8 protein-coding genes are annotated in these 15,072 nt (G+C 37.4%); 4 read left to right on the top strand and 4 right to left on the bottom strand.

Annotated features, from left to right (window positions below; translation table 11 throughout):
• Nucleotides 1–120: 120 nt before the first annotated feature.
• The 4 genes from GFU89_RS07340 to GFU89_RS07325 all read right to left on the bottom strand — a co-directional run bounded on the left by GFU89_RS07340 (nt 121) and on the right by GFU89_RS07325 (nt 4,052).
• Nucleotides 121–1,227, bottom strand: coding sequence for an agmatine deiminase family protein (locus tag GFU89_RS07340; RefSeq protein WP_318846521.1), 1,107 nt, complete (start codon nt 1,225–1,227; stop codon nt 121–123).
• Between the two features lie 4 nt (nt 1,228–1,231).
• Nucleotides 1,232–1,843, bottom strand: coding sequence for a hypothetical protein (locus GFU89_RS07335; protein ID WP_318846520.1), 612 nt, complete (start codon nt 1,841–1,843; stop codon nt 1,232–1,234).
• 266 nt (nt 1,844–2,109) lie between these two features.
• A complete protein-coding gene (locus GFU89_RS07330) occupies nt 2,110–3,528 on the bottom strand; it encodes an amino acid permease (RefSeq protein ID WP_318846519.1) in 1,419 nt (472 codons plus the stop codon).
• A gap of 230 nt (nt 3,529–3,758) precedes the next feature.
• Nucleotides 3,759–4,052 carry a helix-turn-helix transcriptional regulator gene (locus tag GFU89_RS07325; RefSeq protein ID WP_318846518.1) on the bottom strand — a complete coding sequence of 98 codons (294 nt, stop codon included), beginning with the start codon at nt 4,050–4,052 and terminating at the stop codon, nt 3,759–3,761.
• A gap of 184 nt (nt 4,053–4,236) precedes the next feature.
• Between GFU89_RS07325 and ccoN the strand changes: the two genes are divergently transcribed.
• The 4 genes from ccoN to GFU89_RS07305 all read left to right on the top strand — a co-directional run bounded on the left by ccoN (nt 4,237) and on the right by GFU89_RS07305 (nt 15,071).
• Nucleotides 4,237–6,516, top strand: coding sequence for a cytochrome-c oxidase, cbb3-type subunit I (gene ccoN, locus GFU89_RS07320; protein ID WP_318846517.1), 2,280 nt, complete (start codon nt 4,237–4,239; stop codon nt 6,514–6,516).
• A 19-nt stretch (nt 6,517–6,535) separates the two neighbouring features.
• Nucleotides 6,536–7,423, top strand: coding sequence for a cbb3-type cytochrome c oxidase N-terminal domain-containing protein (locus tag GFU89_RS07315; RefSeq protein ID WP_318846516.1), 888 nt, complete (start codon nt 6,536–6,538; stop codon nt 7,421–7,423).
• Nucleotides 7,424–7,710: 287 nt separating this feature from the next.
• A complete protein-coding gene (locus GFU89_RS07310) occupies nt 7,711–12,744 on the top strand; it encodes a translocation/assembly module TamB domain-containing protein (RefSeq protein WP_318846515.1) in 5,034 nt (1,677 codons plus the stop codon).
• Nucleotides 12,744–15,071 (top strand): BamA/TamA family outer membrane protein, encoded by a 2,328-nt coding sequence (locus GFU89_RS07305; protein ID WP_318846514.1) that lies wholly within the window; start codon nt 12,744–12,746, stop codon nt 15,069–15,071. The genes GFU89_RS07310 and GFU89_RS07305 overlap by 1 nt, the downstream gene beginning before the upstream one ends.
• Nucleotide 15,072 lies beyond the last annotated feature (1 nt).

The raw sequence follows: 15,072 nt of genomic DNA, 5'->3' as shown, positions 1-15,072 counted from the left end.
CAAAAAATAACCCAGGAACGTGTCCGATTAGGTGAATTGTTTCCACAAAAAAGCATCAAATGAAGCCAATTTGTTTCATTGAATTCATCTGATGCAGAAGTATCACTTCATTATTTGAATTTATTTTGCCAGATTTCCTGCTGGCTGCTGCTGCGTAACACAATGCACCATTCCTCCGTTTTCGTATAGATTTCTTACGTCTATTCCTATTATTTTTCTATCCGGATACTGTTCCTGAATAATTTTATTGGCAATTTTATCATTAGGATCTCCATAATTAGGAACGAGTACTACTGTATTAGCAACATAATAATTGACATAAGACCCTTTTTCATCCAACTGTTTTCCATACGCTGTTGTTACTTTATTCTTGGTTGCAGGCACGTATACTTTTTTGTATTCTTTTCCATTTACACTGGTTGCTGTATAAAGTGTATTGACATCTTTTTCAGAAAGGCCCAGGTCAAGAAGATCATCATCTTTCATGGTAATCATGGTATTATGATTAGCAAATTTCATAAAACCGTCAATATGCATATCCGTAACGTCCAATCCGGTTACCCCATCAAGCCAAATTACTTTGGATACTCCATAGTACGTTTCAAACATTTCTTCGGCTTCTTCCTGAGTAATGTCTTTGTTTCTGGTAGCCCCTTTTTTCTGGCTGATTACTGAACTTTTACAAGCCATCAGCACACCATTTCCATCAGTTTCTACAGAACCCCCTTCGTTGATCATTTCTTCATTCAGATCGATTACTTTTATTCCAAGATCATTACCCAGCTTTTGTGGGATTGCATCACAGTTTTCAAAATCAAATTTCTCACCCCATCCGTTAAACCCCCAATCTTCAATGAGAACATTCCCTTTGTTGTCTTTTACGAAAATAGGCCCGTTATCTCTGATCCATACATCATCTGTAGGATAGATTCTGAAATCAACATTCTTCATGGGAACTTTATTTTCTTCCAGAAGGTTGATAATTCTATTTTTTTCCTCAGCATTATAAGCAATAATGTGAACTTTCTCCCCCGGCTGAAGGGCTTTTGTCATATCTACCCATGTCTGCTCTACCCTTTTGCGGTACGTCATTCCATGCTGATAGTGATGCGGCCATTGCAGCCAAGTTCCTTCATGCCGCGAAGATTCTTCGGGAAAATGATAATCTGTCTGTGCCATACTTACTATAAAACTCAATACTAAAGTGAGTGTGAATAACTTTTTCATATCATTAAAATTTCTTTCCAATAAATACACCGAAATTGACATCGGTTTCAAAACCACTCCCTGTCTGGGATATATTACTTCCTATTCCCAACTGCATCTTTCTCTTATTTTCTATTCCTATACGGATCACCTGGCTGCTTGCCTGATGTTCTTTAAAACTAAAATCAGATTCTACGATCAACATACTGTAAAGGTTAAGCTTCTCATTAATTTTCGGAGTATATTCCAGTAAAGTATAGAGCCCAAGCCCAAATTCTTTTGCATCCGTAGAATAGGTAAATGCAGGAAATATATTGATTCCAAAAACGTCATTTTCTTTACCATATGCCAATCCTACAGAGGGCATGATATCTTTATCTGAAATATGAACTCCGGCAGAAACTCCCAGATTCTTTACAATTCCATAATTAATATTCTGATAGAGCTCAGGGCTTACTTTTGCTGATGTATAGTTGTAGCTAATAGTTCCTGAAGCAAAATAATTCCATTTGCCATTGAAATCTTTATTATAAATCCCCAGAAGCTCAGTCTCTTTATTTCCGCCATACGCCTGAACAGAAATTTGTGACTTCGCACAAAAAGGAAGTAATAAGATGAGAAGAAATATATTTTTCATTCTATTTGTTTTTTGAGATTTTACATTGCAAATTCATCACAGTGATGATTTACAGGTGCAAAATTACGTCTCTCAAAAAAACAAATCTTGTCCTAAATTGACATTCTTTCCAAGCAGCTTAAAATATCCAGCAAGCCAAAACGATAGAAAAAAAAGATATATTTTCAAGATATACCCTACTACCAATTTACAGAAATAAAAACAAAAAAGGTGAAAATCATTTAATTTTCACCTTTTCAAAACATATTTAAATCTGTTTTATATTTTTATTTTGGTTTGTACAACTTGTACATAACGAACAAAAAGCCAATCCATACCGGAATCAGAATCACCTGAATTTCCATTCCTGTAATACTCATCAATCCTAATATCAGAACCAAGAAGGCAATACAGATATAATTGGATATTGGATAAAATATGGAGGGGAATTTTGAATGAATTCCTGATGCATTTATAGATTTTTTAAACTTCAAGTGGGTATAGCATATCATCAGCCAGTTGATGATCAAAGTAGATACTACTAAAGCCATTAAGTATTCAAAAGCTTTTTCCGGCACTAGTTTGTTAATGATAATACATATCCCAGCAAAGCACGATGAAATAAGAATAGCGTTGATAGGAACAGAATTTTTATTCAGTTTCTTCAGGAATTTTGGGGCATTCCCCTGCTGAGACAATCCGAAAAGCATTCTGCTGTTGCTGTAAACGCTGCTGTTATATACTGATAAAGCTGCCGTTAAAACAATCAGGTTCAGAACATTCGCAATCAATGTATTGAACTGAACTACTTTACCAAAAACACTGAATTCAAGGCCGTTCAAATTTTGGAACACCATTACAAACGGGCTGGATCCTTCTGTAATATCTCTCCAAGGACTTAATGAGAATAAGATTACCAAAGCTCCTACATAGAAAATAAGGATTCTATAGATCACCTGGTTGGTAGCCTGTGGAATGGTTTTCTCCGGATTTTTAGCTTCTGCTGCAGTAATTCCGATAAGTTCCAACCCTCCGAAAGAGAACATGATCATGGCCATTGCTGAAAACAATCCTGAATATCCGCTTTCTGTTTTATTAAATAAGCCTTTCGGGAAGAATCCGCCATCATTCCATAAATTGGAAATGGTTGCTTTTTCTCCTCCTGTACCACTTATCAAAAGATATACCCCGAAGATAATCATAGCAATAATAGCGACTACTTTGATGATAGAAAACCAGAACTCTGTTTCTCCGTACACCTTTACGGAAGCAAGATTAAGCGCATTAATTACAATAAAAAAGAATAAACTGGAAACCCAAAGCGGTATATCCGGCCACCAAAAGTGAATATAATGTCCAATTGCCGTGAGTTCCGCCATACTTACCAGGATATAGAGAATCCAATAGTTCCATCCGGAAGCAAATCCCGGGAAATTTCCCCAATATTTGTAGGCAAAGTGACTAAAACTTCCTGATACGGGTTCCTGAACAACCATTTCACCAAGCTGACGCATAATAAAAAAGGCAATAATTCCTGCTAAAGCATAGCCTAAAATTACTGATGGTCCTGCCAGTACTGCAGCCGGCCCAATTCCCAGAAACAACCCGGTTCCTATGGCACCTCCAAGGGCTATTAATTGTATGTGTCGATTTGTTAATCCTCTAACTAAAGTATCCTTTTCTCCTGTTTTATTTTCGTTGCTCATTGAATGAATTATTCGGTCGCTAAATATATAAAAACTTTTCAGAGAAATTCACATTCCATGGGGTAAATTCGGGTTCCCATAACAGAAGAGACCTCTTTTCTTTTTATAGTATTGATAAAGCTTACGAGTTGCTGTCAATTTTTCAGCACAAAAAAAGATCTCCCTCAACAGCTGAAGGAGATTATTATTTTATGATGACTTATATTAATGTAAAGCGCAAAAATTAAAGCTTACAAAAACTCCTTCGGAATCGAAATATTATTCTTTTTCATATACTCCAAAAGATCCTGGTATTTGTCTTCATAGGCATCTATTCCACATTTATGCGAAATGCTGCAGATATCGGATGGTTTGATGTCTAAGATCGTTGATATTTTAGTCAGTATCTCCAGATTGATCTTTACCTTGGAATTCTCAATATCGGAATAAGCCTTCTGGGAAATTCCCATTTCAAAAGCCATATATTCCTGCGTAAGATCTTTATTCCTACGGATTTTCCTGATATTTTGTCCACATACTTTCATCGTTTTTGTTTTAGTAGTTTTCGGTATATTTTAGAAGATTATCTAATAGCCTCTAACAAAGTTAATAAATACCTTTGGCAAAACATTATACACGTTACATGATATTTATTTTCAACATAGAAAAGAGTCAAAAATAAGCCTTTTTTCAGAGAAAATATCACTTCGGTAAACACTATTGGAATTTATGGAGACGCAAAAATTTAATTATGACAATAATATTGTCAGAGCATTCCTCTATGCAACTATTGCATTTGGACTTGTAGGATTTCTGCTGGGGCTTACAGCTGCATTGATGCTTTTTTATCCTGAATTACCTGAATTTTTATTCGGTACGGATGATACAACTATTAAAAGCTTAGCTTCAGGCAATATTCAGGGACTGATCAATACTCAGGGAGCAATGGGTTTCGGAAGAATCAGAATGCTTCATACCAGTGCTGTAATTTTTGCTTTCGTTTGTAATTCCTTTTTCTGTGGTGCTTACTACAGTATGCAAAGACTTCTTAAAACAAGAATGTATAGTGATACGCTTTCATGGATCCATTTCTGGTCATGGCAGTTAATGATTGTTAGTGTGGTTATTACATTCCTTATGGGAATCAATACTTCTAAAGAATATGCTGAACATGAATGGCCTATTGACATTTTAATTGCATTTTCATGGATCGTTTTCGGAATCAATATGTTCGGAACTATTGCCAAGAGAAGAGTGAGACATTTATATGTAGCCATTTGGTTCTATCTTGCAACCTGGATAGCTGTAGCAATGCTTCATATCTTCAATAATCTGGAAGTTCCTTTATCTTTCACAAGCTGGAAATCTTATTCTGTATATGCAGGTGTAAAAGATGCATTAGTACAATGGTGGTACGGACACAATGCGGTAGCATTTGTATTAACTACCCCTGTATTAGGTCTGATGTATTACTTTATGCCAAAAGCAGCACAGCGACCTGTATTCTCATACAAACTATCCATCATTCACTTCTGGTCGCTGATCTTTGTATACCTTTGGGCCGGGCCTCACCACCTGCAATATACAGCTTTACCTGCCTGGGCTCAGGCCGTAGGAACGGGATTCTCTATCATGCTTATTGCACCGTCATGGGGAGGAATGCTGAATGGTCTTTTAACCTTAAGAGGAGCATGGGATAAAGTAAGAGAAAATCCAATTCTGAAATTCTTTGTAGTTGCTATTACCTGTTATGGTATGGCCACTTTTGAAGGACCTTTATTGGCAACAAAATCATTAAATAAAATTGGTCACTATACCGACTGGGTTATTGGTCACGTACACTTAGGAGCTCTTGGATGGAATGGTTTCATGGCATTCGGAGTGGTATATTATCTGGTTCCGATCATGTGGAGAACACCTCTTTGGTCTAAAAAACTGGCCAACTGGCACTTCTGGCTGGGAACATTAGGAATTATCTTCTATGCCGTTCCTATGTATATTTCAGGATTCACACAGGGATTGATGTGGAAACAATTCAACCCGGACGGAACCTTATTATGGAAAAACTGGCTGGATACCGTTACGGCAATCATTCCTTACTTTAAAATGAGATTCTTAGGAGGTATTCTTTATCTGTCCGGAGCAATTTTAATGGTCATCAACGTTATCAAAACTGTTAAAGCCGGTTCATTCCAGAAAGAAGTTCCTGCGGAAGCTCCTGCATTAGCCAACATCGGTACTTCAAGAAAAGAAGGCGAAGGGGTACACCTGTGGTTGGAAAGAACGCCTACTCTCCTTTCTATATTAGCTTTTATCACAATAGCAATTGGTGGATTGGTGGAGATTGTTCCTACACTCTCACTGAAGCAAAGTGTTCCGACGATCACGGCAGTAAAACCTTATACACCGCTGGAACTGGAAGGAAGAGATCTTTATATCCGCGAAGGCTGTAATTCATGCCACTCTCAGATGATCAGACCTTTCCGTGATGAAGTGGTAAGATTTGAAGGAAAAAACGGACAGTATTCTAAAGCTGGAGAATTTATTTACGACAGACCCTTCTTATGGGGATCTAAAAGAACAGGACCGGATCTTCACAGAGAAGGAGGAAGAAACCCGGATTCATGGCACTTCAAACATATGTACAACCCAAGAATTACGTCTGCCGGTTCTATCATGCCTCGTTTTCCATGGCTGATTACCAATAAACTGGACCGCGATCAGATGGTGGATAAGATGAAACTGATGAAAAACGTTTTCGATGTTCCTTATACAAAAGCTCAGATAGATTCTGCCAACCAATGGGCAGACAACCAGTCAAAAGCAATTGTACAGAGAATCTACTCTGAAGCAACAGATGTGAAAGATCAAATGGTAAAAGAGAAAACAGCAAAAGGATCTGCGTATATACCACTTGAACAGAGAGAAATTGTAGCGATGATCGCTTACCTGCAAAGATTAGGCACCGACATTAAAACAACACAGGTACAAACAGCAAGTGTAGAGTAACATTTAAAATTGAATTGCAATGAAAACGAGAACCCCAATTTCAATATATATCGCAGCAACGATAGGTTTAACGATCATGGCCTTTGAAATGTTCGCCAGTGATTCAGGATATTTTTCTTCTCCTTTTTTCTGGGCGCTGATATTAATCGCCATTATCCTCCTGCTGATCATGAATTCGATTGGAGATCTGGTGGAAAATGAAAATTTCAACAGATTATCAGAAGAAGAGAAAAAACAATATCTGGCAGACAAAAAGGTTCCTTATTATCAGAAATTATGGAACTCTGCCTTCAAAAAACAATCCGTTACAGAAGAAAAGGATATCCTTATCGACCACGGTTTTGACGGAATTACAGAGCTTGACAACTCACTTCCGAAATGGTGGATTGGCCTGTTCTGGTTCGGATGTATCTTCTGTGTAGTCTATCTGGTAGCCTTTTTTTTCACAGATTACGCCCATCCTGAGGTAGAATATACCAAAGAAGTAAAAACCATGTTGGCCTCTATTGAAGAATATGAAAAAACTGCTCCTCAGATCAACCTGGAATCCGCAAAATACAGTGCTGATAATATCGCAGAAGGTCAGGAACTTTTCAAAACGAATTGTGTTACCTGCCATGGAGACGGAGGAAAAGGAGGAATAGGCCCGAACCTTACTGATACACACTGGATCAACATTAAAGAAAAAAGTTTATTTAAAAATGTATTCTGGATGCTTGAAAACGGTTCTCCAAACAATCCTACCATGAGACCTTTCATCAAGGAAGGAACCATCACAGGAAGAGATGCTGAAAAGATTGCTGCTTACATTTACCATATCAACCAGGAAACCGCTCCTATTACAGCTGCACAAGGCGGTGCCGCTCCGCAGGGAGAGGAAGTGAAATGGGAAAACGGAAACAACTAAAAAATTATTATCTATCATATAAACCATGCCAAGCCCCCTTTTCTACACTAACATTTGAATTTCATTTTTGCTAACTAACCTTTTCAACATTAAAAATGATATAAAGGGGGCTTTTTTACAATAAATATCCATGCCTTGGTTCGTCTTACTCAACTATTCACTTGACAACTACAAACTAAAAATTCCATAATAAGACAGCCAAGGCAGGATTTTTGCATTTGCAAAGGATACCACAACAAAGACTAAGTAAAATAGTATTATTATCTTTGTTAGAAACCACCTCGCATTTGAAACTGAAAATCAACACCACAAAAATTTTAAGGCGTATTGCAATAACCTTTATTTCAATATTGGTTTTTCTTACCCTGTTGATATTAAGCTTAAGACTTCCTGCCGTTCAAAACTTCATTAAAGACAAGCTTATTGTTTACCTTGAGAAAAAAATTAAAACCAAGGTAAGTCTTGAAAAAGTATACATTGGATTTCCCAACAGCCTGGTGATGGAAAATCTTTATCTTAAAGGGCAAGATGTAGATACGCTCCTGGCAGTCAGGAAACTGGATGTAGGTTTACATATGATGAAACTCCTCAATTCTACAGCAGACATTACTTCAGTCAGCATGGAAGGAGCCCGCGCTAATGTTGTACGGAAACCGGATGGCAAATTCAATTTCGATTATATCATTGATGCTTTTGCAACCAGCGACAAAGAAGAAAGTTCTTCCAAACCATTCATTATTTCTCTTGATAAAATCAATTTAAAAGATATTGGCGTTACTTTCAATGACCAACAATCAAAGAATGATATTAAACTCTATTTTAAGTCTTTCGATACGAGAGTAAAAACTTTTGATCTTAACAAAAACAATTACGCTGTTAATGATATTAATCTTGACGGATTAAAATTAAAGTTAAAACAGGGACTTGTAGAGGAAGTTGCCCAAAAAGTTGAGAAAAAAGTAGATTCTCTCAATGAAAAGAAGCCGATGAATATTGGATTGAGAGGCATTAAGCTTACTCATTTCGACATTGACTACGGTGATGAAAATACCAAAACATTTGCAAAAGTTATCTTCAAAGAGCTGAGTACAAAGGTCAATAAGCTTGATCTTGAAAACAATGCCTACAACGTTTCAAATGTATTTCTTTCCGGAGCGGATATTAATGCCAATCTTTATCTTCCCGCTCAGAATGCCAATCCAAAAAAGACAAAAGAACCTGAAGTTTCCAAAGTTTCTGATCAGGATAAGGCCATGAAATTGCTGTTAGGAAAACTTGTTTTGAACGATGTAAAAGTTAATTATAACAATACAGCTATCGCTCCGACAAAACAGGGAATGGACTTCAACCACCTTAATTTTTCAAAAATGAATGTTGAGGTGAGAAGCTTCAAAATGGAGAATAATACTTTTGCCGGAACTGTGAACACAGCAGAAATTAAAGAAGGCAGAGGTCTGGATATCCAGAAATTCAATACTGATTTTGTCTACGCAGAAAAAGAAGCTTACCTGAAAGACCTTTATCTTCAAACGCCGAAAACGATATTGCGTGATGAGGTTATTTTAAACTATAACTCCATAGATCAGCTCAGTTCAAACTTAGGTGCTGTAAAAATCTCAGCCAACATCAAAGATTCAAAAATAGGATTCTCTGATATTCTGAACCTGGTTCCAACTTTAAGAAATACAGTTCCATTTAATAAATATCCTAACGCTATTCTCAATGTAAACGCTAATGTAAAAGGAAGCGTGAATGATCTTTTAATTCAGGATCTGAAAGTTTCAGGACTGGATGAGCTAAGGGTAATGGCATCAGGAAAAATCAAAAATGCAATGAACCCGGATCAGCTATATTATGATCTGCGAATCGGGGAATTTTCTTCCAGTGCCAAAACGATATTCAATCTTGTACCGAAAAATACTATTCCTTCCAATATTTCACTTCCCTCCCATTTCAGTGTCAAAGGAGCTGCAAAAGGAACAACCAAAGTGGTAGACGCAGATCTGAACCTCTACTCCACACTAGGAAATGCCGCCGTCATCGCACAAGTAGATATGCGCAGGAAAAATCATGAATTGTATGATGTAAAAGCAAATCTTCAGGGAATACAGGTTGGAAAAATCATTCAGAATAAAGATATTGGCCCTGTCACAGCACAGATTGCCGCGAAAGGTGAAAGTTTTGATTTTAAAAATGCCAATGCAGATTTAAAAGGACATGTTGCTTCCGCAGTCTACAAAGGATACCGTTATCAAAACATGAATCTTACCGGAAAGATCAACAAAGGTGCTTATCATGTGATTTTAGATTCAAAAGACCCAAATGCCAGTTTACAGCTGACCGCTTCCGGAGTGTATGATGAAAAAAATCCTACGGTAAAAGTGAATGGAGAAGTCATCAAACTGGATGTCAACAAACTTGGTTTCTATGAAAAACCGATGATCATTGCCGGAAAAATTGATGGTGATTTCACAAGTCTTGATCCGAATAATCTGAACGGATATTTAAACCTTAAAGATTTTGCATTTTCAGATACAAAAGAAGTGTATCCTGTACAGGAAGTCAATCTGAAAGCTTCTTCTACTCAGGATTCTACCCAAATTGTTTTCAACTCTCAGGTAGCAGATGTAGAACTGAAAGGTAAATATAAACTGACTCAGATTTTTGGAGCGTTAACACAAACGGTCAATCAGTATTATCAGTTTCAGAAGCCGGATAAAAAACAGAAAATAGATCCGGGGCAGCATTTTACTTTTACAGCTAAAATAAAAAATGATGACCTGATCAGAAAATTTGTTCCGGATCTGAAAGATTTTGAAACCATCAATCTGACAGGAAACTATGATGCCGATTCTCAAAAAATTGAGATCGACGGACAGGTTCCCCGATTACTTTATGGTGAAAACACCATTGAAAAAGGAACTTTAAAAGTTACGAATGAAAATCAGGCATTACAGTACAGTCTGAATGTTGCAGCATTAAAAAGCTCAAGTTTTTCTTTAAACAAAATCAATATTGACGGTGATGTTGCTGACAATACGATCCGTTACAATGTCACTACAAAAGATGAGAAAGATGCTACCCAATTCCTGATTGCAGGAAATGCAAAATCACTGAATGACATTACCGAAATATCTTTAAACCCGAACGGATTAAAACTTAATTACACAGATTGGAACATTGCAGAAAACAATAAAATCCAGATCAGCAATAAAGGAATTCTTGCTGATAATTTCATCCTATCCAATGGAAACAGTGAAATTGCTGTTCAATCTGAAAGCAATAGCCCAAACAGTCCTTTGAACATTTCGTTGAAAGATTTCAAGATTGAAACCATTACGGAACTTATCAAAAAAGATACGGTTCTGGCAAGAGGAACCATCAACGGAACCGCACAGCTTCGTGATGTTACTAAAAATATGACCTTCACTTCGGACCTGAATATTTCCGACTTAATTGTCTATGGAAGCCCTGTCGGAAACCTTGCCGTAAAAGTGAACAATGCTTCACCGAATGTTTTAAATGCAGATATTGCACTTTCCGGAAATAACAATGATGTGAAAATTCTGGGAGATTATAACACTTCTTCCAGTACTTTTGATCTGAATATGGCAATCAACCAGCTTCAGATGAAGAGTATTCAAGGCTTTTCTATGAATGCCATTACCAATACGGAAGGTTATCTTTCAGGAAATTTAAAGATCACCGGAACTACTGATAAACCCAATATTTTAGGAAAAGTAAAATTCAATGATGCCGGACTGGAAATTGCCAAAATAGGAAGTGATTTCAGAGATCTGAGTGATGAAATAGACTTTACAAGCCAGGGAATAGAGTTTGATAAATTTAAAATCAAAGATAAAGACGGAAATGCTCTTGTTGTGGACGGGCAGGTTCTGACGCAGACGTACAGAGATTTTGCCTTTAACCTGAATGTGAATGCGAAAAACTTCAAAGTTGTCAATTCGGAAAAGTCAAATGATGCGATGATGTACGGTGTTCTTGCCATTGATGCCGGACTTCATATCCGCGGTAACCTGGATCTTCCCAAGGTAGACGGAAAACTGAATATAGCAGACAATACTGATTTTACTTTTGTTCTCCCTCAATCTACACCATCTTTACAGGAAAGAGATGGTATAGTAGAGTTTGTGGATCAGGATCAGGTAGTTTTAAACAAAACAATCAAAGCAGATTCTCTTAATGCACAGAGCCGTATCAAAGGGATGGACGTAAGTGTTAATATTGAAGTAAGCAAGGAAGCAAAAATTTCATTGATTATTGACAAAGCCAACGGTGATTTTGTACAACTTCAGGGTGAGGCTGAATTAACAGGAGGAATAGACCCGTCAGGAAAAACCACATTGGTGGGGGTATATGAAGTAGAAAAAGGCAGCTATGATCTTTCTGTAAGCTTCCTGAAGCGTAAGTTTGATATCCAGAAAGGAAGTACGATAACCTGGACCGGTGAACCTACCACGGCTATCATGGATATCACAGCTGTTTATAAAACAGAAGCAGCACCTATTGATCTTGTGGAGCAGCAGGTAGGAACCGAAAACGGCGGCGCATCACTGATCAATCAGTTTAAACAAAGAATTCCATTCAATGCATTATTGAAAATGAAAGGTGAGCTGTTGAAACCTCAGCTTACTTTTGACATTACTACGGAAGAAAAAAATAATTCGGTCTCTACCAATGTAAAAGACGTTGTTGATCAAAAACTTGCCCAACTCAGAACTCAGGAATCTGAACTGAACAAACAGGTTTTTGCATTACTGCTTCTGAACCGCTTTATCGGAGAAAATCCGTTTGAAAGCGGAGCGGGAATGTCTGCGGAGACCATGGCAAGACAGAGCGTGAGTAAAATTCTTTCTCAGCAGTTAAATAATCTTGCTGCAGGTCTCATCAAAGGGGTAGATCTTAATTTTGGACTCGATTCTTCGGAAGATTATTCCAGCGGGCAAAAAAATACCAGAACCGACCTGAATGTGGATATCAGCAAAAAACTATTGAATGACCGACTGAAAGTAACAGTAGGAAGTAATTTCGGATTGGAAGGTCAGGCTCGTGAGAACGAAAATATGACCAATATCGCAGGTAATGTCTCCGTAGATTACAGTCTTTCTAAAGATGGAAGGTACATGTTACGCGCTTACCGTAAAGATGAATATCAGGTGGCTCTTCAGGGGCAGATCATAGAAACCGGAGTAGGATTTATTATTACTTTGGATTATGACAAATTCCGGGAGATTTTCCAGAAATCTAAAGAGAAAAAGCCGAAAAAAAATCAAAATAACCAAGTGGTAGAATTTAAATAATGAGTAATAAGTTCCAAATATATTGTAAGTATCTGTTGGTTTCCGGAATGGCATCAACTGTGATTTCATGCAGCAATACAAGGTTTTTGAAAGAAGGCCAGATGCTTTACACGGGAGCCAAAGTAAAGATTGAAAACGATACGATTTCAAAGAGCGAAAAAAAAGACCTTCAAACTGCACTGGAAGCGAACCTCACTCCAAAACCCAATTCTACATTTTTGGGAATGCGTCCCAAGCTGTATTTTTATAATATCGCCAAAGAGCCGAAAAAGGATAAAGGTTTTAATTACTGGCTTAAATATAAAATGGGTGAAAAACCTGTGTTATTAGGCGATGTAGACCGTGAGTTCAATAAGGATATTATTGAAAACTATTCTGAAAACAAAGGGTATTTCAATGCTAAGGCTTCATATGATACCGTTTCGAAGAATAAAAAAGCGCAGGTCATTTATACGGTAAGACCGGGTTCCAGGTATATGATTGATGGAGTAAAATTCCAGAAGGATTCTACGCTGGTCAATCAGGAAATCCAAGGTTTAGCAAATAAAACGTTTCTTAAAAATGGCAGACCATTTGATCTGGATGTCATCAAGGCGGAAAGAGACAGAATTGATAATGGTTTAAAGGAAAGAGGTTTTTACTATTTCCATCCTGACAACATCATTGTACAGGCAGACAGTACGGTAAGCAAAAATCATAAGGTTGAACTTAACGTAAAACTCAAAGATAACACTCCGGATTTAGCGACTCAGCAATTCGGGATAGATAAAGTTATTGTATTTCCCAATTACAACATTCAGGATGTAAAGGATGGCAAATACAGTATTCCAATGAATAAAGATTCTCTTTCAAAATATAGTTTTGATGATATTTACGTCATTGACCCACAGCATAAATTCAAACCGAAAATTTTTGACAGAGCTTTATATTTTAAAAAGGGAGACCTTTATAACCGCTCCAATCATAATCTCACCCTGAACCGATTGATCAGCCTGGGTGTTTTCAAATTTGTAAAAAATGAGTTTGTTGTTTCTGATTCACTGAGTCATAAATTTGATGCTTATTATTTATTAACTCCAAGACAAATTCAGTCGCTTCGTCTGGAAGCCTTGGGAAGAACAAATTCTGCCAACTACGCAGGTAGCGAGCTAAACCTCAACTGGACGCATAGAAATTTCTTCAGGGGTGCAGAACAATTTAAAGCAGCCATCTATGGAGCTTTTGATTTCCAGATGGGAGGCGCTCAAAATGCGAATAATATTTTCCGTGCGGGAACGAATGTGCAGCTTTCCATTCCGAGAATTGTTGCTCCTTTCCGTTTTCATTCTTCCAGTGAATTTGTTCCGAGAACGAATATCACATTGGGATATGAATTCCAAAACAGAACACAATATTATACGCTTAATAATTTCACAGGATCATTTGGATATCTGTGGAAAGAAAATGCAAGGAAAGAACATGATCTGAAGGTCATTGATATTACGTTGGTATCTCCAGCAAATGTTACAGAAGAATATCGTGCTAAATCTGCCACCAATCCTGCTATGCAACGGATTGTTGATAAACAGCTTATTTTTGGTCCTACCTATTCTTTCACGTACACCAATACCATGCTGCCGAGAACCAATACGGTTTATTATAAAGGTACCCTTGATCTGGCAGGAAATATTACAGGGTTGGCCACAGGGGCAGATGTAAAGAAAGATAAGGAAAAGAAAATATTTGGAATTCCTTTCAGCCAATATGTAAAGATTGAAAATGATTTCAGATTCTATCATAAGTTCACTGAAAAGTCTTCATTGGCAACGAGATTTATCGGAGGAATTGCCTATCCATATGGAAATTCAGAGTTTATTCCTTTTTCCAAGCAGTTTTTCTCAGGAGGTAGCAACAGTATCAGAGCATTCCGTGCGAGAACATTGGGACCGGGGAGCTTTGATCCGAGAACCCTTGATGAAGGTACTTATTTTGATCAGTCCGGGGATGTCAAACTGGAGTTAAATGCTGAGTACAGAGCCAATCTTTATAAGTTTTTAAACGCAGCTGTTTTTGTGGATGCCGGAAATATCTGGCTGCTTCATGATGATGATAAGAGGCCGGGAGCTAAATTTTCAAAAGACTTTTTAAACGAAATTGCGGTGGGTGCCGGAGTAGGTCTGAGACTGGATTTTTCTATCCTGATTCTAAGACTTGATCTTGCGATGCCACTGAGAGTTCCTTACTATCAAAAAGGGGACAGATGGGCCTTCGATAAAATTAATTTCGGAGATTCTAACTGGAGAAAAGATAATCTTGTTTTAAATATTGCTATCGGATATCCTTTTTAAT

The organism is Chryseobacterium sp. JV558 (assembly GCF_033712365.1).
Taxonomy (GTDB): domain Bacteria; phylum Bacteroidota; class Bacteroidia; order Flavobacteriales; family Weeksellaceae; genus Chryseobacterium.
This window is presented reverse-complemented; position numbering and strand designations above follow the sequence as displayed.

What these genes read in the sequence shown, in the direction of transcription:
- GFU89_RS07340 (WP_318846521.1), bottom strand. Translation starts at nt 1,227, where the DNA reads ATGAAAAAGTTATTCACACTCACTTTAGTATTGAGTTTTATAGTAAGT.
- GFU89_RS07335 (WP_318846520.1), bottom strand. Translation starts at nt 1,843, where the DNA reads ATGAAAAATATATTTCTTCTCATCTTATTACTTCCTTTTTGTGCGAAG.
- GFU89_RS07330 (WP_318846519.1), bottom strand. Translation starts at nt 3,528, where the DNA reads ATGAGCAACGAAAATAAAACAGGAGAAAAGGATACTTTAGTTAGAGGA.
- GFU89_RS07325 (WP_318846518.1), bottom strand. Translation starts at nt 4,052, where the DNA reads ATGAAAGTATGTGGACAAAATATCAGGAAAATCCGTAGGAATAAAGAT.
- ccoN (WP_318846517.1), top strand. Translation starts at nt 4,237, where the DNA reads ATGGAGACGCAAAAATTTAATTATGACAATAATATTGTCAGAGCATTC.
- GFU89_RS07315 (WP_318846516.1), top strand. Translation starts at nt 6,536, where the DNA reads ATGAAAACGAGAACCCCAATTTCAATATATATCGCAGCAACGATAGGT.
- GFU89_RS07305 (WP_318846514.1), top strand. Translation starts at nt 12,744, where the DNA reads ATGAGTAATAAGTTCCAAATATATTGTAAGTATCTGTTGGTTTCCGGA.